A 21059-nucleotide genomic window follows, 5' to 3' on the forward strand; every position below is an offset into this window, starting at 1 on the left:
TGGGTCGGCACTCAAGAATGTGACATGACAATGCGGACTAACGCCGTTGTCTACCTGCGCAACTCGTCGATTCAAGGAGGCCAATAAGTTCATGTGGTCTTCCGGCTTGCGCGGTCGTATGTGGGCCTGTTCCTTCAGGAAATCGACGTACCCATCCTTGATCACCCGGTCAGCTCCTGACCCGTTGCCAAATGCCCCTGGCTCCGTCACCGGAAACAATGCGAAGGCGAACTTCGGCTCAACTGTACCGTCCTTTAGCGTGTTGGTGAATCCGCCAAAGAAGCGTTGATCTCCCTGGGTCCCAAGGAGATTCAAGACGAATCCGTATTTCAACGGCGCAATGTCTCGATCGAGGCGATCCTTCAGCAGCTCCATTGCGTATCTGAAATCATCTTTAAGCCCGCCGCCGCGCAACGTCTGTCGCAGCCAGTCGCCAATCGGCGTCTGGTCCCGAAGCCGTGCGATGCCGGTAAACGCCATCAGCACGCGCAGCATGTTCTCTTGCGGCGGGAAATCCATCTGTAAAAACTTGACGGACTGATCGTCAACCGTCTTGCCGGTCCGAGCGTCCGTCAGGCGGTAGTCGGCCGAGAGGTAGATCCCCTCCGCTTTGCTCATCCCCAGGATCAGGGTCATAACAGCACGGTAGTCGCAAAGTTCCACACCTAGTACGCGAAGGACCGGGCTATGGAAGGCACCACCGCAGCCCGGTCCTTGGTCAATGGGTGACAAGCGTTCGATGATGGTGACGTTGGCCATGCCGCCGCCCTTACACATGGTCTGCAGGCCGTAGCGTCCGCCGCGCTGCTCGAGCGCATTGACCAGGGTGGTGATGATGCGCGCACCGCTGGCCCCCAGCGGGTGCCCGATCGCGATCGCCCCGACGTTGACAGCGTGCGATGTGAGTACCGGCATTCTCTACCGTGCAGCACAGCGCAATGAGCATGACGATCCCGTCGACGCTGACGGCAACTTGGTGCGAGTCGGCAGCGACGGCACCGAAGTGGGCGAGATCAACGGCCTGGTGATGGGTGGCCCATCGTGGCGACCAATCAACGACCGGGGCGACATCGTGAACACCACCGGCATGGTTGGCGTTCCTGTCACCGAACCTAACGAACCGCGCCATGGTGACCTACTCGTCATTGACGGAGTGAGGTTCAAAATTCAGGGACTGCCGCAGTGGCAGACACGCGGCCTGGTGGCCACGCCTCCCAGGTTCGACTGGTGGACGATCACCTCGACAGCCAACTAGAAACTTGCCGACCGAAGCGGACCCGGTCGGCAACCAAAACATCCACCGGAGTTTGCGATGGCTCAGGTGGTTGGCGGGACTAATCCACCCGCCGCACGGCCCCGACCTGTTTGAGGATCCAGGTGCGGGACCACGGGGACTATTCACCCCCACGCAGTGCGCCCGTCGTCGCGGTGCGCACCAACGGCCTCCCAGACTCACCTTCAAGATGGGGGGCCGTTGTCGTACGCAATACCTAATATGCCTCTATGAGTCAGATGGCCGAGGATGTCAGTGTCCCAACCTGGAGGGGTAGTGATCAGCCCACTGCTGATCTCCGAACCAATACGCAGCTCTTGCTAACAACGCTTACAGACGCTTTTCGTGGGGCCGCAGACTCCAAAGTCCCAAGTCGTATGCGCGGACAAGACATCGAGATGCTGGCTGATATATTCAATGTTGGACAATGCCGCGCTGTTAGTGATTTTACGAGTGAACTAAGTGAACTCCTCTTCAGCTCTCCACTGGAATTTCCCACTTTCAGTGCAGATGGCGGCGACGTCTACATGATCGAGTTTATGGAAAACTCGCTGCTAGAAGATTTCAATCGGGCAGTGTCCCATTTCTTCACCAAAGCGAGCGAGGGAAACCCACCACCAGAAGCTAATACCCTGACCCACTATCTGCAGACATGGAACGGCCAGCTCAATTCCACAATCCAGCTAGCCGCGCAGAAAGAACACAGAGCGTCGACTAACGCTGCCCTCTACCGCTGGGCCGGTAAGCTGCAGGAGTCCAGCAGCAGGTTCAGTCAGGCACTTGATCTCGCTCAAACAGCAGCTTTTGCGCGCGAGGCCGCTAACGAGGCGGCCCAGGCTAGAGATGCAGCCCGTCGTGCAGCATCCGAAACCGGCGCCTTGATAATGGGTGCCCACTTTTGGCAGATCGCGACCGACGATAGTAAAAAAGCGTGGTATTGGACTCTGGCGGCATTCGGATCGGTAGTTGCCGTGATCGGATCGAGCATCTGGATTGCTTCAAACCTAGATGTGTCGCGATGGAAAGAAACTGTCTTTCACCTTGTCGTGGTTCTACCGATAGTGGGCGCCGCGACGTACGCCTCAAAAATCGCTCGGCATCATCGACTCCTTGCCCGATGGGCCAAGACAGCGTCGGTCCAAATAAATTCTGTCGAGGCATTTTCAAAGCAGCTTTCCTCACCTGAGAACCGTGACAAACTGATTCTTGAAGTGGGTCGGAGCATCTTCTCGACCCCGACGTACGGCGATGATACCAAGGGTGATCAGTTGTCGGCGGTGCCAGTCGAAATACTCGATGCGCTGAAGGAAATTGCACAGAAGCTCCCCAGCCGACCCGTCTGATTCCCCGCGCGAAAACCGTCCTTTCCTCCTCGTCACATCAGCAGTCCTCGAAGATCGGGGCCGCTGTCGCATCTGCGGCCATTCGTCCAGGAGCTGATCAACGCCGCACATCGATGGCACTCCGCCCAGCCCGCGAAGCGATTCACGGATGACGGCCAGAAGTCGAAGTTCACTGTCGATGGTGTCGAGATCTCGCACCAGTCGAACGTAAGCCGGGGCGGCAAATACTGAGCGCACCAGTTTTGGATACCGTGACCTGAAACGTCCCAGCCCTCACACGACGGGGCTGGGACGTTTTGTGGCGCTAGTCCAGCCGCTCGATGATGGCGGCGTTGGCCATGCCGCCGCCCTCACACATCGTCTGCAGGCCGTAACGTCCGCCGCGCCCCTCGAGGGCATTGACCAGGGTGGTCATGATGCGGGCCCCGCTGGCGCCCAGCGGATGCCCGATCGCGATCGCGCCACCGTTGACGTTCGTCTTGCCCAGATCGGCACCGGTGTCGGCCGCCCAGGCCAGCACCACCGGCGCGAACGCCTCGTTGACCTCGAACAGGTCGATGTCCGCCAGCGTCAAACCCGCACGCGCCAAGACCTTCTCGGTGGCCGGGATGACACCGGTCAGCATGTAGAGCGGGTCCGATCCGACCACCGTGGTGGTGTGGATCCGAGCCAGCGGCTTGAGCCCGAGTTTCCGTGCCGTGGCACCGCTGGTGATCATCACCGCCGCGCTGCCGTCGGACAGCGGTGACGAGTTACCCGGGGTGATCTCCCAGTTGATCTGGGGGAACCGTGCGGCGTAGGCCTCGTTGTAGAACGCCGGCTTCAACCCGGACAGGGTCTCGACCGTCGTCCCCGGCCGGATGATCTCGTCGGTGCTCAACCCGGCGATCGGGGCTAGTTCGGCCTCGAACAATCCGTCCTTGGTGGCCCGGGCCGCTTTCTCGTGGCTGCCCGCGGAGAACTCGTCGAGCTGGGCGCGGGAGAATCCCCATTTCGCTGCGATCAACTCGGCGCTGATCCCTTGCGGCACAAGACCTTCGGAGTAGCGCTCGGCGAAGGCCACGCCGAACGGGTCGCTGCCCGGCAATACCGAGGTACCCATCGGCACCCGCGACATGGACTCCACGCCGGCGGCGATCACGATGTCGTAGGCGCCGGCCAGCACGCCTTGGGCGGCGAAGCTGATCGCTTGCTGGCTGCTGCCGCACTGGCGGTCGACGGTGGTCCCGGGAACGGTTTCCGGGAAGCCCGCGCCCAGCAGGGCGTTACGGGCGATGTTGACGGCCTGATCGCCGACCTGGGTGACGGCTCCGGCGATGACGTCCTCGACCAGTACCGGGTCGACGCCGGTGCGGGTGATCAGCTCCCGCAGGCTGTGGGCCAGCAGATCCGCCGGCAGGACGCCGTGCAGCGCGCCGTTGGCTTTGCCTTTGCCGATCGGGGTCCGGACCGCTCCGACGATGACTGCGTCCCGGTCTGCATATCCGGTCATCTTGGCCTCCTGATGCTCCACGCTGAGTATTGTGTTAAGTACCTAGGTATAGCACCTGGGTATAGTTAGAACAACTCAGAGATGGGGTTTGATTCCGTGGGAATGCTGCAGGGCAAGCTGGCCGACCGTGACACCTGGTCTGCGGTGGGGCACTGCCCGATCGAGAGGACGATGGCGTTCGCGGGCACCAAGTCGGCGATGCTGATCATGCGCGAGGCCTTCTACGGCACCACCAGGTTCGACGACTTCGCTCGCCGGGTCGGGATCACCAAGGCGGCGACCTCGGCGCGGCTGTCCGACCTGGTGGCCGCCGGGCTGCTGGCCAAGCGGCCCTATCGCGAGCCCGGTCAGCGGGAACGCGACGAGTACGTCCTCACCGAATCCGGAACGGATTTCATGCCGGTGGTGTGGGCCATGTTCGAGTGGGGCCGCAAACATCTCGGCGACACCGGACTGCGGCTGGCCCACGACGGATGCGGGGCACTGGCCGGAGTCGAAATCCGGTGTGAGCAAGGACACCCCGTGCCGGCCGACGAACTCGTCGTCCGCTTCGAGCGTCCGACGTCGTGACGGTAGGCACACGTGCGCTGGAGATCCTGGCGCGCAGGCCGGCGCATCCGCTGTGGGTCTTCTGGTGGGATTGAGAACGCTACTCTCGGCCCGTGCTGCACTTACGCGTCGTCGCGCCCACCGATCTGCGAGAGCCGATCCTGAACGTCCTCGACCGGGACCCGGGCGTCACCAATGTCGTGGTGCACGCCGGGGATGCGAGAGATCCGGCCGGAGACGAGATCACGGCCATCGTGGTCCGGGAGGCGGCCAACGATGTGGTGGAGCGCCTTAAATCCCTTGATGTGCCGCACTCGGGGGCCATCACCCTTGAGCCACTCGACACCGTCCTGTCCGCAGCGGCCTTTCATGCCGAGGACGCCACCGAGGGAGACGGTGCCGATGCGGTGATCTGGGACGAGTTGGTGTCGCGTACCCGCGAGGAGTCCAGCCTCAACGCGACATATCTGATGTTCCTGTGCATCGCGTGCCTGCTCGCCGCGATCGGCGTCATCACCGACTCCGCGGTCACCGTTGTCGGCGCGATGGTCGTCGGACCCGAGTTCGGGCCGCTGGCGGCGCTGGCGGTCGCGCTGGTGCAGCAGCGGATGTCGCTGGCCCGCCGGGCGGGAGTGGCGTTGCTGGTCGGCTTCCCCGTCGCAATGGCCGTCACCGCCCTCGCCACATTGGGCTTCGAAGCCCTGGGGTGGGTGTCGCTGACCAGCTTCCGCAACCTCCAGGAGGTGGATTTCATCTTCCAGGTGGGCCCCTTCTCGTTGGTGGTGGCTCTGCTCGCCGGCGCGGCCGGGATGTTGTCGCTCGTGTCGGCGAAATCCGCGGCACTCGTGGGTGTCTTCATCTCGGTGACGACGGTTCCTGCGGCCGGTTTCGCGGTGGTCGCCGCGACGGTCGGCGAATGGGACATCGCGGCCCGGTCGGTGCTGCAGTTGGGCGTGAACCTGATGGGCATCACGATGGCGGGTGTCGTGATGCTCGCGCTCTACCGCAGATTCGCGACCCGCTGACGCGAGGGCGCCGTCATAGGTGACTGATGCCCGTGGCGAGGAAGTACAGGCCGACGGCACCGGCGATCACGGCCACCACGAGGCGATGGTGGATGCCCATCCACTCGTAGATCCGCTCGACGCCGGACCTGGTGGCGGCCGGCGCGACCCAGAAACTGATGATCGGAATGATCGCCGCGAGGAAACCGACCAGATTGAACACGACCATCGCGGCCATCTGCTCGGTCACCACGGCGCCCGATGTCAGGGCGGCGGCCATCGCGGCCAGGTAGTACGGGGTGGGGAAACCGTTGATCAGGCCCAGCAGTCCGGCTGCCCACGGCGCCTCGCCGCGCAACGCGGCCTGCATGCCGGCCGGCAGTTTCGACAGGCCCGGAACCGAGTCGTCCGTGGCTGCGGCCGGCGCCGCCCGTCGCGCGCGCACCCGCGTGACCAGGCGTTCGAGGACACCCGTGACGGACAGTACGGCGATCGCCAGCGCCACGACACCGATGCCGATCTCCAGGCTCGGAGGCATGGTGCGCCCGCCGTCGCCGCTGACGTTCTTGAACACGAACACCACCGCGGCGCCCACCGCGACATTGGCGGTGAAGGCGAACAGGAAGAAGGGGAGCAGCAACCGTACCGGCCGTGACCGCGACAGCATGAAGGCAACGACCCCGATTCTGAGCGGATCGACCGCCGCCACAACGGCCATCACCAGCACGGTGCTCCACATCGCCGGCGGCCACATCCCTTCGCCTCGGTTACCTCAACGCTGAATTCAACCAGCGCCGGGCGAATCCGGCCGAATCCGCTGATCTGGGTGCGCCAGCAAGCCCGGATCATCGTCGGGTGCGTACCGTTCTTCACTGATGGTTCTACGTGCGAACGGCTCACCGGAGTCCGCTCAGGCCACCGGTGTTGCCCTGGACACCGGTGGGCGTGGCGACGTCGACGGTATGGACGTCGACGGTGTGCTGGCCGCCTACCGCCGGTCCCGGGCCCAGCGTGCGTTGTTCGAAGTTCGGGACGACGGTTTCGGCGCCGGCTACGACGAGTTGGTCGACGCCTTGGGCAATGTTCGGCCGGCCTGGCGCGAGCTGGCCGCGGGCGTCGGCGAGCGTGGCCGTGACGGCCTGGACCGGCTGCGTGCCGTGGTGCGCGGCCTCGTCGACAACGACGGCATCACCTACATCCAGATGGATCGCCACGGGGACGTGGTCACCGACGATGACGGCACCGCGGTGCCGGGCCCCTGGCATCTTGACGCCCTGCCGCTGGTGCTCTCCGCTACGGACTGGGACTGCCTGGAATCAGGTCTGGTGCAGCGGTCCCGGCTGCTCGATGCGGTGCTGACCGATCTGTACGGCGCCCGCCGCTCGATCACCAGCGGGGTGCTGCCGGCCCGATTGTTGTTCGCCCACCCCGGCTACCTGCGGGCCGCGCGCGGCATCGTGGTGCCCGGACGTCATCAGCTGTTTCTCCATGGCTGCGACGTCAGCCGCGGCGACGACGGCGCGTTCACGGTGAATGCGGACTGGACACAGGCACCCTCGGGTGCCGGCTACGCCTTGGCCGATCGCCGGGTCATCGTGCACGCGGCCCCCGACCTGTATGAGCGGGTCGGCCCGCGCCCCTCCTCGCCGTGGGCTCAGGCCTTGCGACTGGCGCTGCTCGACGCGGCTCCCGAGGCCGCCGAAGAGCCGATGGTCGTGGTGCTCAGCCCCGGGATCCATTCCGAGACTGCCTTCGACCAGGCCTACCTGGCCGGGGTGCTCGGCTTCCCTTTGGTGGAGAGTGCGGATCTGGTGGTCCGGGACGGCACGTTGTGGATGCGGTCGCTGGGCACTCTCAAACGCGTCGACGTGGTGTTGCGCCGGATCGACGCCGACTATGTGGATCCGCTGGATCTGCGCCCCGATTCCCGGCTCGGCGTGGCCGGTCTGGTCGAGGCGTTGCGTCGCGGTTCGGTGACGGTGGTCAACACCTTGGGCAGCGGAATTCTGGAAAGCCCCGGTCTGGCACGGTTTCTGCCGCAGCTGGCCGAGCTGTTGCTCGACGAGAAACCCCAACTGCCGACCGCGCCGATGTACTGGGGCGGGATCGACATCGAGCGCTCCCATCTGCTCACCAAGCTGTCGTCGTTGTTGATCCGGCCGGTGAGCGGAGGCGCCACGATCGTGGGGCCGACACTGGCGACCACCGACCGCGAGGACCTGGCCGCGCGCATCGAAGCCGATCCCGCGCAGTGGGTGGGGCAGGAACTGCCCCAGTTCTCCACCGCACCAACCAATTACCGGTCCACGGGAATGTCGGCGGGCAACGTCGGTATGCGGCTGTTCACCGTGGCCCAGCGCGGCGGGTACGCGCCGATGATCGGTGGACTGGGCTACGTCGTCGCTCCCGGAAATTCTGCCTATCGAATGAACACCCTTGCCGCCAAGGATGTTTGGGTTAACAGTCCGCAACGCGTCACGGCCGAGCGCATCCCGACGGTCTCGGTCGAGCTGGTCTCCGCGGGCGCGGTACCCAGCCCGACCCGGGCGGTCAGCTCGCCGCGGGTGCTGGCCGACCTGTTCTGGATGGGCCGGTACGCCGAACGTGCCGAGGGCATGGCGCGGCTGCTCACCGTCACCCGGGAGCGCTACCACGAATACCGCTACCGCCGGGAACTCGAAGAGAGTCAGTGTGTTCCGGTGCTGCTGGCAGCGATCGGCGCGATCACCGGCACCGACACCGGAGACGCCGCCGATGCCCACGAGATGATCGCGATCGCCCCGACCACGTTGTGGTCGGCCACCGCTGACCGGCATCGGCCGGGATCGCTTGCCCAATCGGTGGAACGGCTCGGGCTGGCCGCCCGGGCGGTCCGTGACCAGATGTCCAACGACACCTGGATGGTGCTGGCCGGTGTCGAACGTGCGGTGATCCGACCATCGGCTGTCCCACCCCAGTCGCCCAATGTCGCAGAGGCCTACCTCGCCACCGCGCACAGCCAGACCCTGGCCGGAATGTTGGCGTTGTCCGGGGTGTCCGCGGAATCGATGGTGCAGGACGTCGGCTGGACCGTGATGGATCTCGGCAAGCGCATCGAGCGCGGGATGGCGCTGACCGCGCTGCTGCGAGCCACCTTGACGACGGTGCGCAGTGCGTCGGCCGAACGCGCGGTGGCCGAGTCGACCCTGGTGGTCTGTGAATCTTCGGTGATCTACCGGCGGCGCAACCCGGGGCAGATCAGCGTCGCCGCGATCGCCGAACTGCTGTTGTTCGACGCCGAGAACCCCAGATCGCTGATCTACCAGTTGGAGCGCATCCGTTCGGACCTCAAGCCCCTGCCCGGAGCATCGGGCTCGTCGCGCCCGGAACGCCTGATCGACGAACTGGCCACCCGGTTGCGTCGTCTCGACCCGGCAGATCTCGAGGAGGTCGCCGCAGACGGGGCCCGAGCCGAACTCGCCGGCCTACTCGACGGTGTGCATGCCGGCCTGCGCGATCTCTCGGGTGTCATCACCGCGGCGCACCTGTCACTGCCCGGCGGGATGCAACCGCTGTGGGGGCCCGACGAGCGGCGGGTAATGCCATGACCGGGCCCAGCGAGTCGGCGGGAACCCGCTGTTACGAGATCACCCACCGCACCGTCTATCGCTATTCCGACGATGTCACCAGCTCTTACGGGCGCGGTTTTCTCACGCCGCGTGACCTGCCGTGGCAGCGGTGCCTGTCCCACCGCCTGGTGATCGACCCGGAGGCGGCCGACAGTTCCACCAGCCGTGACGCTTACGGCAACATCAGTTCGTATTTTCATGTCACCGACCGCCACCGCACCCTGAGCGTCACCGGCCAATCCGTGGTAGAGGTGGATCCCTTTGCGCCTGAACATTATTCGGGCGCATCAGCCAAGGCCCCCTGGGAGTTGGCCCGCCCGATCGGCGGCGATGGTGCGCTGGCCGCGGAGTTCACCCTCGACCTCTCACCGCCGGAGATCACTGGCGCGGTGCGCGAGTACGCCGCACCCAGTTTCGTGCCCGGACGGCCGCTGATCGAGGTGCTTCGTGAACTGACATCGAGGATCTACTCCGACTTCACCTACCGGTCGGGTTCGACGACCGTGTCCACCCAGGTGGCCGAGGTGCTGGCCGCGCGCGAGGGAGTCTGTCAGGATTTCGCCCGGCTGGCCATCGCCTGCCTGCGGGCCAACGGTCTGGCGGCAAGCTATGTCTCGGGTTACCTGGCCACCGATCCGCCGCCCGGTAAGGAACGCATGATCGGGGTGGACGCCACGCACGCCTGGGCATCCGTCTGGACGCCGCAGAACCTCTGGATGGGAATGGATCCCACCAACGATCAGATGGTCGACGAGCGTTACATCGTGGCCGGATTCGGCCGCGATTACGCCGACATCCCCCCGCTCCGCGGCATCATCTACACGGATTCTCTCAGCAGCGTGATCGAGGTGTCCGTCGACGTGGCGCCGTGCCCGCCGGACCGAGGACGGTTGCTGCATGCGTGATTTCAACTGTCCCAACTGTGGACAACGTCTGGCATTCGAGAACAGCCTGTGCCTGTCGTGCCGCAGCGCGCTCGGGTTCTCGCTCGGTGACATGGCGCTGCTGGTGATCACCGATTCCGACCAGAGCGGCCACGCCGGCGCCGTCGATGAGAATCAGTACCGACTGTGCGCGAATCTGCATCTGGCCGAATGTAATTGGCTGGTACGCATCGGTGATGATCCGTTGTGCGCGTCGTGCACGCTCACCAGGACCCGTCCCGCCGATACCGATACCGCGGCGTTGGCATCGTTCGCCGACGCCGAGCAGGCCAAGCGCCGGCTGATCGCCGAACTGCACGAGCTGAAGCTGCCGATCGTCGGCCGCGACGAGGACCCTCGGTTCGGGCTGGCTTTCGACCTGCTCTCCAGCGGGTTCGAGCAGGTGTTCACCGGCCATCACAACGGTGTCATCACCCTGGACCTGGCCGAGGGTGACGATGTACACCGCGAGCAGCTACGGATCGCGATGGACGAGCCGTACCGCACGCTGCTGGGCCACTTCCGCCACGAGATCGGTCACCACTACTTCTATCGGCTGATTGCGCCGTCGGCGGACTACCGCGCCCGGTTCACCCAACTGTTCGGGGACGCCGACGCCGATTATCAGGCCGCGTTGGACCGCCACTACGCACAGGGTCCCCCGTCCGGGTGGGAGGACGACTTCGTCTCGTCCTACGCGACCATGCACGCCGCCGAGGACTGGGCCGAGACCTTCGCGCACTATCTGCACATCCGCGACACCCTGGACACCGCCGCGGCTTTCGGGTTCGCCCCCGCCGGAGCGGCGTTCGGACGACGCTTTCTGGGGCCCGCCGGGTTCGACACGATCATCGAGATGTGGCTGCCGCTCGCGTGGTCGCTGAACATGGTGAACCGGTCGATGGGACACGACGACCTGTACCCGTTCGTGTTGGCGCCCGCGGTGTTGGAGAAGATGCGGTTCGTGCACGCAGTCGTCGACGAGGTCACTGCGGGCTGAGTTAACAGCACCATCACGATGGTATGTCGCAACCCCGCGATCGCCGCAGGCGTTTCTAGGATCGCGGCGTGACTGATCGCTACGGCTCCGACATCCTGTCCCGAAACCCGCACACGCCCAAGCTGACTCGATCGACCGAACAGCCTGCGGAGAAGGGCCTGGTCGTCGAGGACGCCCAGAGTGGTTACGTGGGCGCGGTGGTGCGGATCGAGGGTGGCCGCGTCGAGCTCGAGGACCGCCGCGGCAAGGTGCGGACTTTCCCGATGGGCCCGGGCTTTTTGATCGACGGCAAGCCGGTGAGCCTCGTGGTGCCCAAGCGGGCCGCGGCACCGGCCCGCACGGCGTCAGGATCGGTCGCGGTACCCAGGGCCAAGGCGCGGGTTGCGCTGGCCAGCCGGATCTACGTCGAGGGCCGCCATGACGCCGAGCTCGTCGAGCAGGTCTGGGGCGCTGATCTGCGCATCGAAGGCGTCGTCGTCGAATATCTGGGCGGCGTCGATGACCTGGCCGACATCGTCGCGGAGTTCGCACCCGGACCGGGCCGTCGGTTGGGCGTGCTGGTCGATCACCTGGTCACCGGGTCCAAGGAGGCGCGCATCGCCGAGGCGGTGCGGCGCGGCCCCGGCGGTGAGCACACGCTGGTGGTCGGACACCCGTTCGTCGACATCTGGCAGTCGGTCAAACCGGCCCGGCTCGGGATGAAGGCGTGGCCGACCATCCCGCGCAGTGTGGAGTGGAAGCACGGTATCTGCGACGCGCTGGGCTGGCCGCACCAGGACCAGGCCGACATCGCCCGGGCCTGGCAGCGGATCCGCGGCCAGGTACGCGACTGGAACGACCTGGAGCCCGCGCTGATCGGCCGGGTCGAGGAACTCATCGATTTCGTGACCGCACCGGCGTAGACAGTCATGTCAGCGTGGTAAGCAGAAGACGTGTCCGACAGCTTGTTCGACGTGCCCGGTGAGCCCGCACCCGCGGGTCCCGGTGCGCCGGCCCCCGCTTCGGCGCCGCTGGCGGTGCGGATGCGCCCCGCCGGCCTCGACGAGGTCGTCGGCCAGACCCATCTTCTGCAGGCCGGTTCGCCCTTGCGCCGCCTGGTGGAGGGATCCGGCGCGGCGTCGGTGATCCTCTACGGCCCACCCGGCACCGGCAAGACCACCCTAGCTTCGCTCATCTCGCAGGCCACCGGCCGCCGGTTCGAGGCGCTCTCGGCGCTGAGCGCCGGCGTCAAGGAGGTCCGCGCGGTGTTGGAAAAGGCGCGCATTGCGCTCGTTCATCACGGCGAACAGACCGTGCTGTTCATCGACGAGGTGCACCGTTTCTCCAAGACCCAGCAGGATGCGCTGCTGGCGGCGGTGGAGAACCGGGTCGTGCTGTTGGTGGCGGCCACCACGGAGAACCCGTCGTTCTCGGTGGTCGCGCCGTTGCTGTCGCGCTCGTTGATCCTGCAGCTCCAGCCGCTGACCGCGCCGGACGTCGAGACCGTGCTGCGCCGCGCGATCACCGACCCGCGGGGTCTGGGTGGTGCGGTCGAGGTCACCGACGAGGCCGTCGAGCTCATGGTGCAGCTCTCCGCCGGCGATGCGCGGCGGGCACTCACCGCGTTGGAGGTGGCCGGTGAAACAGCCGGAGCGCCCGGTGGCGTTGTTTCCGTCGAGACCATCGAGCAGTCGTTGGACAAGGCCGCGGTGCGGTACGACCGTGACGGTGATCAGCACTACGACGTCGTCAGCGCCTTCATCAAATCGGTGCGCGGATCCGACGTCGATGCGGCGTTGCACTACCTGGCCCGGATGCTGGTGGCGGGGGAGGACCCACGCTTCGTGGCGCGCCGGCTGATGATCCTGGCCAGCGAGGACATCGGGATGGCCGATCCCACCGCGCTGCAGACCGCGGTCGCCGCCGCCCAGACCGTGCAGCTGATCGGCATGCCCGAGGCGCAGCTGACCTTGGCGCACGCGACCGTGCACCTGGCCACCGCGCCAAAGTCCAATGCGGTCACCACGGCGCTCGGTGCGGCGATGAACGACATCCGGGCCGGCAAGGCCGGATTGGTGCCTCCGCATCTGCGGGACGGTCATTATTCGGGGGCACAGAAACTCGGCAACGCCGTGGGCTACAAATACGCCCATGACCATCCTGATGGTGTTGTGCCGCAACAGTATCCACCAGATGAACTGGTGGGGACGGACTACTACCAGCCGACCGGACGCGGATTCGAACGCGAACTCGTGACCCGGGTCGACAAGCTGCGCGCCATCATTCGCCGCGCGCGGCGCTGAGCAACGAAAACCACGGTCCCAGTTGAATGTTCAACCGGGACCGTGGTTCGGGTCAGATGGTCAGCGAAGCAGGCCGGACCGTCGCGTTCCCAGGATGCCGGTCTTCCGGCGTCCCATGAGTGCCGAGATCAGGGCCACACCGAGGGCGGCGACGATGACCTGCACGAGTAGTTCGAGCCAGTCGACGCCGTTGGTCGCGGTCGGGATGCCCATGGTGCGGGCCAGTGCGGTACCGATGAACGCGGAGACGATACCGACCAGGATCGTCACCAGAATGCCGATAGGTTGTCTGCCGGGGACGATCAAGCGGCCTATCACGCCGACGACAATGCCGATCAAGATCGCGCTGATGATGCCGGTGACGGTCATTTCTCCTCCAGGGCTCGTTGGGCACGACGAGAGATACCCAACCCCGCACCGGTGTAAACGGGATCGTCAATTCCGATCGGTGTGCGCCTCAGGCCATCTCGGGTACACGCAGGTGAGCGAGCACGAGTTCGAACTCGCCGACATCGATCTGATCGGCGCTCAGGTCGCGCAGTCGGGCCGTGCGCAACGCCCTGGCCTGATCGCGGTTGTGGTCCATCGCGTCGGCACTGTCGAACGTGGCCGAGGACACCGCCCGACCCGATCCGCGGTCGAGCATCAGGCTGGCGCTGCAGAAGCCCTCGAGGTCTTCCATCGCAGGCAAGACCGAGCTCCGGTAGAAGTCCACGGCCCGGTCGAACAGTTCGGGGCGGGTTCGCAGCCATGTCGCCCGCACACAGGCGCCGGGCCCGGAGTACTGCTCGCGGTGAACCACCGCGATCTCCCATTCGTCGACCGTGGCGGTGCCGGCGAATATCTCCACCACTCGATGGCGCATCGGCGCTATCGCGGCGGCGCTGGCATGCATGGCCTCTTCGGACCGCCACGCCGTCGTGAGGACACACTCTCCTGATTCCCGGTCCACCATCAGAGATAGGCCGACGCAGCCGTCGATGTCGTCGAGGGCCGGCATGACCTCATCGCGGACATGGGCGATGCCGGCGTCGATGGCCTGGGTGCGCGCCGCGATCATGGTTGAACGTGCGAACACGATCCACCCCTTCCTGCCAGGGCGGCGCTCCGGTGGCGCCACCGGTTCCACTCCCACCCTCCTCCGGTACGCCGCAGGTGGCAATGGGCCCGCGGGCGCCTCGTAGGCTGGGCGGATGGACACCGACGTGCTCGACGTGGACACCTCGCGGCGCCGCATCGTCGATCTCACCGACGCGGTGCGGCAGTTCTGCGGGGCCCATCGTGACGGCCTGTGCAATGTGTTCGTCCCGCACGCGACCGCCGGTGTGGCCATCATCGAGACCGGTGCCGGCTCCGACGACGACCTGCTCGATACCCTGGAACGGTTGTTGCCGCGCGATGACCGCTACCGGCACAGCCACGGTTCGTTCGGCCATGGCGCCGATCACGTGCTACCTGCGCTGGTCTCGCCATCGGTGACATTGCCGGTACAGTCTGGCCGTCCGCTGCTGGGGACCTGGCAGAGCGTGGTGCTGGTCGATCTGAACCGCGACAACCCGCAGCGGTCGGTGCGCCTGAGCTTTCTGGGGGCGTGACCGGCGGGCTCAGCGGCGTGCGCCTCGTCGCCTTTTCGGGGTGAACGCGCAGAACGGTAATGTAAAGCGGTCTAACTGGTGGTTGCCTGCGCAACCCCAGCCACCCACGAACACGAGGACACGAGCAACGTGCAGACACACGAGATCAGGAAGCGCTTCCTCGATCATTTCGTGAAGGCGGGCCACACCGAGGTGCCCAGTGCCTCGGTGATCCTCGACGACCCCAACCTGTTGTTCGTCAACGCCGGCATGGTGCAGTTCGTGCCTTACTTCCTCGGTGCCCGCACACCGCCCTGGGACCGCGCCACCAGCGTGCAGAAGTGCATCCGGACCCCTGACATCGACGAGGTGGGCATCACCACCCGGCACAACACCTTCTTCCAGATGGCCGGCAACTTCTCGTTCGGCGACTACTTCAAGAAGGGTGCCATCGAGCTGGCCTGGACCCTGCTGACCAACCCGGTCAGCGAGGGCGGCTACGGATTCGACCCGGAAAGGCTGTGGGCAACGGTCTATCTGGACGACGACGAGGCGATCCGCCTGTGGCAGGAAGTCGCCGGGCTGCCGCTCGAGCGCATCCAGCGTCGCGGCATGGCCGACAACTACTGGTCGATGGGCATCCCCGGGCCGTGCGGACCGTGCTCGGAGATCTACTACGACCGCGGCCCCGAATACGGCATCGAGGGCGGGCCCGAGGCCAATGAGGACCGCTACATCGAGATCTGGAATCTCGTGTTCATGCAGAACGAGCGCGGGGAGGGCACCTCGAAGAACGACTTCGAGATCCTCGGGCCGCTGCCGCGCAAGAACATCGACACCGGCATGGGCGTCGAGCGCATCGCCTGCCTGTTGCAGGACGTGGACAACGTCTACGAGACCGACCTGGTGCGTCCGGTGATCGATCTGGTCGCCGGGATCGCCCCTCGCGGTTACGGCGCGGGCAGCCACGAGGACGATGTCCGCTACCGCATCATCGGTGATCACAGTCGCACCGCGGCGATCATCATCGGCGACGGTGTCAGCCCCGGCAATGAAGGCCGCGGCTACGTGCTGCGGCGGTTGCTGCGCCGCATCATCCGCGCCGCCAAGCTGCTGGGTGTCGAGGAGCCGATCATGAGCCGGCTGATGACCACCGTGCGCGACGAGATGGGCCCGTCCTACCCGGAACTGGTCACCGACTTCGAGCGGATCCACCGAATCGCGGTGGCCGAGGAGACCGCGTTCAACCGCACCTTGGTCGCGGGTTCGAAGCTGTTCGACGACGCCGCCTCGGCGACGCGCACCGCCGGAAAGTCCACGCTGTCCGGCAACGACGCATTTACCTTGCACGACACCTACGGTTTCCCGATCGACCTCACCCTGGAGATGGCGGCCGAGGCCGGCCTCTCGGTCGACGAGCCGGGCTTCCGGACGTTGATGGCCGAGCAGCGTCAGCGCGCCAAGGCCGACGCCGCCGCGCGCAAGCAGGCCCACACCGATCTGTCCGCGTACCGCGAGCTGGTCGACGCCGGGCCCACCGAGTTCACCGGCTTCGACGAATTGTCCACCGAGGCACGAATTCTCGGAATCTTCGTCGACGGCAAGCGGGTGCCGGTGGTGACCCACGAGGATGTGGACGCCGAGCGCGTCGAACTGATCCTGGACCGCACCCCGTTCTACGCCGAGGCCGGCGGCCAGATCGCCGACGAAGGCACGATTTCCGGCACTGGCGCCTCCGGAACATCCAGGGCGGCCGTCACCGATGTGCAAAAGATCGCCAAAACCCTGTGGGCACACCGCATCAACGTGGAGTCCGGAGAGTTCGTCGAGGGCGACACCGTCACCGCCGCAGTCGATGCGAAGTGGCGTCACGGTGCCACACAGGGACACTCCGGCACCCACATGGTGCACGCCGCGTTGCGACAGGTACTGGGCCCCAGCGCCGTTCAGGCAGGTTCACTGAACCGTCCCGGCTACCTCCGGTTCGACTTCAACTGGCAAGGGGCTCTGACTGAATCCCAGAGCTCCGAAATCCAAGAGGTCGCCAACGAAGCGGTGGCAGCCGACTACCAGGTGAACACCTTCGTCACCGCCTTGGACAAGGCCAAGGCGATGGGCGCGATGGCGATGTTCGGCGAGAACTATCCCGACCAGGTGCGGGTGGTCGAGATCGGCGGCCCCTTCTCACTGGAACTCTGCGGTGGTACGCACGTGCACAATTCGGCCCAGATCGGCCCGGTCACCATCCTCGGCGAATCCTCGGTCGGTTCTGGTGTGCGCCGGGTCGAGGCCTACGTCGGGCTGGAGTCCTTCCGCCATCTGGCCAAGGAACGCGCCCTGATGGCAGGACTGGCCTCGTCGCTCAAGGTGCCCTCCGAAGAGGTGCCCGCCCGGGTGGCGAACCTGGTGGAACGACTCAAGGCGGCCGAGAAGGAACTGGACAAGGCCCGGTTGGCCAACGCCCGGGCCGCCGCCGCCAATGCGGCCGCGGGTGCGGAGACCATCGGCAAGGTCCGGGTGGTCGCACAACGCATGGCCGGCGGCATGTCGGCCGGTGATCTGCGCAGCCTCGTCGGCGACATCAAGGGCAAGCTCGGTTCCGACCCGGGGGTGGTCGCGCTGATCGCCGACGGCGAGGACGACTCGGTGCCGTTCGTGGTGGCGGTCAATCCGGCCGCGCAGGATCTGGGTCTGCGCGCCAACGAACTCGTCAAGCAGTTCGGCGCGGCGGTCAACGGCCGCGGGGGCGGCAAGGCGGACATGGCACAAGGTTCCGGTAAGGGGGCGGCGGGTATCGACGCGGCGTTGGCCGCGCTGCGCGCCGAGATCGGCCGAGGCTAGCCTCGTGTCCGACACCGTCGACGACCGGCTACCGGACCGCCCAGGGGACGATGACCCCGGACGGGGTCGGCGTATCGGCATCGACGTCGGAACCGTTCGGATCGGTGTGGCCAGTTGCGATCCCGACGGGATCCTGGCCACCCCGGTCGAGACCGTTCAGCGGGACAAGCGGGACAGGTCGGGCAGACACCTGCGCAGACTGGTGACTTTGATCGGCGAGTACGACGCCGTCGAGGTCGTCGTCGGACTGCCACGCACACTCGCCGACCGGGCCGGGTCCTCCGCCGTCGACGCCATCGAACTGGCGGATCTGCTGGCCCGCCGGATCGCCCCGATACCGGTGCGGTTGGCCGATGAGCGGCTCACTACTGTGTCGGCGCAGCGATCGTTGCGCGAAGCGGGGGTCCGGGCAAAGGGACAGAAGGCGATGATCGACCAAGCCGCTGCGGTTGGCATTCTGCAGAGCTGGCTGGAGCAGCGGCGTGCGGCTCTGGCTGCGCGCGGAGAGGGCATGGATGGCTGAGAAGTGGGGCGCCGACAAGGCCAAGCCCGAGGTGGTTGGACCACCGCGCCGCGGGCTGAGCAAGGCCGAGCGGGCCCGCAAAGCCCGCAATGACCGGAAGCGACGCGTCACCAGGGGCTTCTCTCTCACAGCGCTCATCGTGGTGGTGATCGGCGCGGTTTTCCTGGGCTCCAGGCTGTGGCACGGCATGTCCGGATCCGCCAGCGACTACGCCGGGGACGGTGTCGCCGATGTCGTCATCCAGGTCCACGACGGCGATTCCACGACGGCGATCGCCAAGACCCTGCAGGACCAGAAGGTGGTCGCCACGATCAAGGCCTTCGTCGACGCGGCCCACAAGAACGACGCGATCTCGGCGATTCAACCCGGGTTCTACAAGCTGCGCACCGAGATCCCGGCGGCCAACGCCGTTGAGCGCCTGGCTGATCCGGAGAGCCGGGTGGGCAAGCTGACCATCCCGGAGGGTCGTCAGCTCGATGACACCGCGGATGTCAGGACCAAGGCCATCACCGAAGGCATCTTCACGCTGATCTCGCAGGCCTCCTGCGTCGAACTCGACGGCGCGAAGCGCTGCGTACCGGTCGATGAGCTACGGGCGGCCGCGCAGACGGCGCCCGCCGCCGCCTTGGCGGTACCCGACTGGGCCGCGGGTCCGGTTGCGGCGATGCCCAACGATCACCGGCGGCTGGAGGGGCTGATCGCGCCCGGCACCTGGAATGTCGACCCGGCCGGGAAGCCGCAGGACATCCTGTCCACCCTGATCGCCGGCAGCGCCACCGTGTACACCCAGAGCGGTCTGCTCGACACTGCCGCCGCAATGCAGATGTCGCCGTATCAGATCCTCACGGTCGGATCCCTGGTGCAACGCGAGGCCAAGCCGCAGGACTTCGACAAGGTCGCCCGGGTGATCTACAACCGGCTGGCCGAACACCGCAAGCTGGAGTTCGACTCGACCGTGAACTATCCGCTGGACCGCCAGGAAGTGGCGACCACCGATGACGACCGGGCCAAGACCACCCCGTGGAATACCTATATGAGTCAAGGGCTTCCGCAGACCCCGATCTGCTCGCCGGGCACTGACGCCCTGGCCGCGGCCGAGCATCCGGCGGCAGGGGACTGGTTGTACTTCGTGACCATCGATCTGCAGGGCACCACGTTGTTCACCCGTGACTACGACCAGCACCTGGCCAACATCGAACAGGCGCAGCACAACGGTGTCCTCGACAGTGCCAGATAGGCGGCCCGCCGCCGTGCCCGACAGCACCCGGAAAGCTGCGGTCCTCGGCTCGCCGATCACCCATTCGCGTTCGCCGCAGCTGCATCTGGCGGCCTACCGGGCGTTGGGGCTGCCGTCGTGGACCTACGAGCGCATCGAGTGCAGCGCCGAACAACTGCCGGGCCTCGTCGGCGCCCTGGGCACGGAATGGGTCGGCCTGTCGATCACCATGCCCGGCAAGTTCGCCGCACTGGAATTCGCCGATCAGCGCACCGAACGCGCTGAATTGGTGGGTTCGGCCAACACCCTGGTCCGGATGTCCACGGGTGGTTGGCGCGCCGACAACACCGATATCGACGGGGTAACCGGAGCGCTCGGCACGGCCGGCGAAACGGCGCTGGTCATCGGGTCCGGCGGTACGGCCCCGGCCGCTGTGGTCGCCCTGGCCGAACTCGGCGTACAGCGGATCACCATCGTGGCGCGCGACGAGGGCAAGGCCTCGCGGCTGGTGGAGTTGGCCGGCCGGTGTGGGGCACAGAGCAGCTGGTGCGACATCGGCAGTGCGGCACTGACCGACGCGGTGGCGACCGCGGATGCGGCCGTCAGCACCATCCCGGCTGAGGCGGCCGCCGCCTACGCGGCCACACTCGCGACGGTGCCGCGCGTGCTCGACGCCATCTACGACCCGTGGCCCACCCCGCTGGCCCAGGCTGTCGAGGCCGCAGGCGGCGAGGTGGTCAACGGACTGCAGATGCTGCTGAACCAGGCCTTCGCTCAGGTGGAACAGTTCACCGGGATGCCCGCTCCCAAAGAGGCGATGAGAGACGCGCTGCGCTGAGCCCGCGCCGATCCTCGTGCCGATTTCTACAACAAGGTTGTGGAATCGGGGGTGGCGACCTTGGTGTAGAAATCGACGAATCTCCGGGGCCGGTCAGCCCACAAGAGGTGCCAATGACCACCGTCGGTGGCCATTAGCCTCGGTGGATGGTGGTGGGGGTTACCGTCATCGCGGTCGCCTGGCTGACGGCGCTGAGTGGATACGACATCTGGCAGCGTCGGCTGCCGAATTGGCTGACCTTGCCCGGGGCTGTGCTGACCCTGATTGTGGCGGTGCTGTCGGGATACGGGGTCGCCGCCATTGTCGGGGCGGGCGGGCTGAGCGCGCCGTATCTGGTGGTCCATCTGCTGGCTCCGCGGGCCATGGGCGGCGGCGACGTCAAACTCGCGGTCGGGTTGGGCGCGATGACCGGTGCGTTCGGTGTCGATGTGTGGCTGCTGGCGGCGCTGTGCGCACCGTTGCTGACCGCGATACTGGCGCTCGGTGCGGCCGTGCGCGGTATCCGGACCGTGCCGCACGGACCGTCGATGTGTGCGGCCAGTGCCGCTGCGGTTGCCTTGGTTCTGGCCTGACCGACCACGGATTTCGGGAGG

The 21059-nt window shown here is 66.2% G+C and carries 19 protein-coding genes and 1 pseudogene; 15 read left to right on the plus strand and 5 right to left on the minus strand.

Annotated elements, in window-relative coordinates; genetic code table 11:
* Positions 1 to 729 precede the first annotated feature (729 nt).
* Positions 730 to 891: pseudogene (locus HBE63_RS09155) on the minus strand (steroid 3-ketoacyl-CoA thiolase); the annotation flags it as partial.
* Between the two features lie 10 nt (positions 892 to 901).
* Between HBE63_RS09155 and HBE63_RS09160 the strand changes: the two are divergent.
* On the plus strand, positions 902 to 1255 hold the full coding sequence (locus HBE63_RS09160) for a hypothetical protein (protein ID WP_166904469.1): 354 nt from the start codon (positions 902 to 904) through the stop codon (positions 1253 to 1255).
* A gap of 248 nt (positions 1256 to 1503) precedes the next feature.
* Positions 1504 to 2616 carry a hypothetical protein gene (locus HBE63_RS09165; protein ID WP_166904470.1) on the plus strand — a complete coding sequence of 371 codons (1113 nt, stop codon included), beginning with the start codon at positions 1504 to 1506 and terminating at the stop codon, positions 2614 to 2616.
* Positions 2617 to 2920: 304 nt separating this feature from the next.
* On the opposite strand, the gene HBE63_RS09170 is transcribed toward HBE63_RS09165, so the two are convergent.
* Positions 2921 to 4108 (minus strand): thiolase family protein, encoded by a 1188-nt coding sequence (locus HBE63_RS09170; RefSeq protein ID WP_166909574.1) that lies wholly within the window; start codon positions 4106 to 4108, stop codon positions 2921 to 2923.
* A gap of 81 nt (positions 4109 to 4189) precedes the next feature.
* Between HBE63_RS09170 and HBE63_RS09175 the strand changes: the two genes are divergently transcribed.
* Both HBE63_RS09175 and HBE63_RS09180 read left to right on the plus strand, forming a co-directional pair.
* Positions 4190 to 4678: a helix-turn-helix domain-containing protein gene (locus HBE63_RS09175; protein ID WP_243858578.1), complete on the plus strand. Its 489-nt coding sequence runs from the start codon at positions 4190 to 4192 to the stop codon at positions 4676 to 4678.
* Positions 4679 to 4770: 92 nt separating this feature from the next.
* Entirely contained in the window at positions 4771 to 5682 is a 912-nt protein-coding gene (locus tag HBE63_RS09180) for a DUF389 domain-containing protein (RefSeq protein ID WP_166904471.1), read from the plus strand.
* A gap of 13 nt (positions 5683 to 5695) precedes the next feature.
* Here HBE63_RS09180 and HBE63_RS09185 read toward each other — a convergent pair whose 3' ends face one another.
* The gene (locus HBE63_RS09185; protein WP_243858579.1) at positions 5696 to 6379 is read right to left on the minus strand and encodes a GAP family protein; all 684 of its coding nucleotides are present in this window, start codon (positions 6377 to 6379) and stop codon (positions 5696 to 5698) included.
* A gap of 157 nt (positions 6380 to 6536) precedes the next feature.
* Here HBE63_RS09185 and HBE63_RS09190 point away from each other — a divergent pair, with 157 nt between their 5' ends.
* The 5 genes from HBE63_RS09190 (at position 6537) to HBE63_RS09210 (ending at position 13474) form a co-directional block, all read left to right on the plus strand.
* Entirely contained in the window at positions 6537 to 9248 is a 2712-nt protein-coding gene (locus HBE63_RS09190; RefSeq protein ID WP_166904472.1) for a circularly permuted type 2 ATP-grasp protein, read from the plus strand.
* Entirely contained in the window at positions 9245 to 10174 is a 930-nt protein-coding gene (locus HBE63_RS09195; protein ID WP_166904473.1) for a transglutaminase family protein, read from the plus strand. The genes HBE63_RS09190 and HBE63_RS09195 overlap by 4 nt, the downstream gene beginning before the upstream one ends.
* The gene (locus tag HBE63_RS09200; RefSeq protein ID WP_166904474.1) at positions 10167 to 11192 is read left to right on the plus strand and encodes a putative zinc-binding metallopeptidase; all 1026 of its coding nucleotides are present in this window, start codon (positions 10167 to 10169) and stop codon (positions 11190 to 11192) included. The genes HBE63_RS09195 and HBE63_RS09200 overlap by 8 nt, the downstream gene beginning before the upstream one ends.
* A 68-nt stretch (positions 11193 to 11260) precedes the next feature.
* Complete coding sequence (locus HBE63_RS09205) at positions 11261 to 12094, plus strand: DUF3097 domain-containing protein (protein WP_166904475.1); 834 nt, start codon at positions 11261 to 11263, stop codon at positions 12092 to 12094.
* Between the two features lie 30 nt (positions 12095 to 12124).
* The gene (locus HBE63_RS09210; RefSeq protein ID WP_166904476.1) at positions 12125 to 13474 is read left to right on the plus strand and encodes a replication-associated recombination protein A; all 1350 of its coding nucleotides are present in this window, start codon (positions 12125 to 12127) and stop codon (positions 13472 to 13474) included.
* A 60-nt stretch (positions 13475 to 13534) separates the two neighbouring features.
* On the opposite strand, the gene HBE63_RS09215 is transcribed toward HBE63_RS09210, so the two are convergent.
* Entirely contained in the window at positions 13535 to 13843 is a 309-nt protein-coding gene (locus tag HBE63_RS09215; RefSeq protein WP_166904477.1) for a GlsB/YeaQ/YmgE family stress response membrane protein, read from the minus strand.
* Between the two features lie 88 nt (positions 13844 to 13931).
* Complete coding sequence (locus HBE63_RS09220; protein WP_166904478.1) at positions 13932 to 14552, minus strand: antibiotic biosynthesis monooxygenase; 621 nt, start codon at positions 14550 to 14552, stop codon at positions 13932 to 13934.
* A gap of 127 nt (positions 14553 to 14679) precedes the next feature.
* Here HBE63_RS09220 and HBE63_RS09225 point away from each other — a divergent pair, with 127 nt between their 5' ends.
* The 6 genes from HBE63_RS09225 to HBE63_RS09250 all read left to right on the plus strand — a co-directional run bounded on the left by HBE63_RS09225 (position 14680) and on the right by HBE63_RS09250 (position 21038).
* The gene (locus HBE63_RS09225; protein ID WP_208301425.1) at positions 14680 to 15069 is read left to right on the plus strand and encodes a secondary thiamine-phosphate synthase enzyme YjbQ; all 390 of its coding nucleotides are present in this window, start codon (positions 14680 to 14682) and stop codon (positions 15067 to 15069) included.
* A 129-nt stretch (positions 15070 to 15198) separates the two neighbouring features.
* Positions 15199 to 17889, plus strand: a complete 2691-nt coding sequence (gene alaS / locus HBE63_RS09230) for an alanine--tRNA ligase (protein WP_166904480.1) — start codon at positions 15199 to 15201, stop codon at positions 17887 to 17889.
* A gap of 4 nt (positions 17890 to 17893) precedes the next feature.
* Positions 17894 to 18412, plus strand: a complete 519-nt coding sequence (gene ruvX, locus HBE63_RS09235) for a Holliday junction resolvase RuvX (protein WP_166904481.1) — start codon at positions 17894 to 17896, stop codon at positions 18410 to 18412.
* Entirely contained in the window at positions 18405 to 19649 is a 1245-nt protein-coding gene (mltG, locus tag HBE63_RS09240; RefSeq protein ID WP_166904482.1) for an endolytic transglycosylase MltG, read from the plus strand. Before ruvX ends, mltG begins: the two co-directional genes overlap by 8 nt.
* Positions 19639 to 20466, plus strand: a complete 828-nt coding sequence (locus tag HBE63_RS09245) for a shikimate dehydrogenase (protein WP_166904483.1) — start codon at positions 19639 to 19641, stop codon at positions 20464 to 20466. The genes mltG and HBE63_RS09245 overlap by 11 nt, the downstream gene beginning before the upstream one ends.
* A gap of 146 nt (positions 20467 to 20612) precedes the next feature.
* Positions 20613 to 21038, plus strand: a complete 426-nt coding sequence (locus HBE63_RS09250) for an A24 family peptidase (RefSeq protein ID WP_166904484.1) — start codon at positions 20613 to 20615, stop codon at positions 21036 to 21038.
* Positions 21039 to 21059 lie beyond the last annotated feature (21 nt).

It is taken from the genome of Mycobacterium sp. DL440 (assembly GCF_011745145.1).
GTDB lineage: Bacteria > Actinomycetota > Actinomycetes > Mycobacteriales > Mycobacteriaceae > Mycobacterium.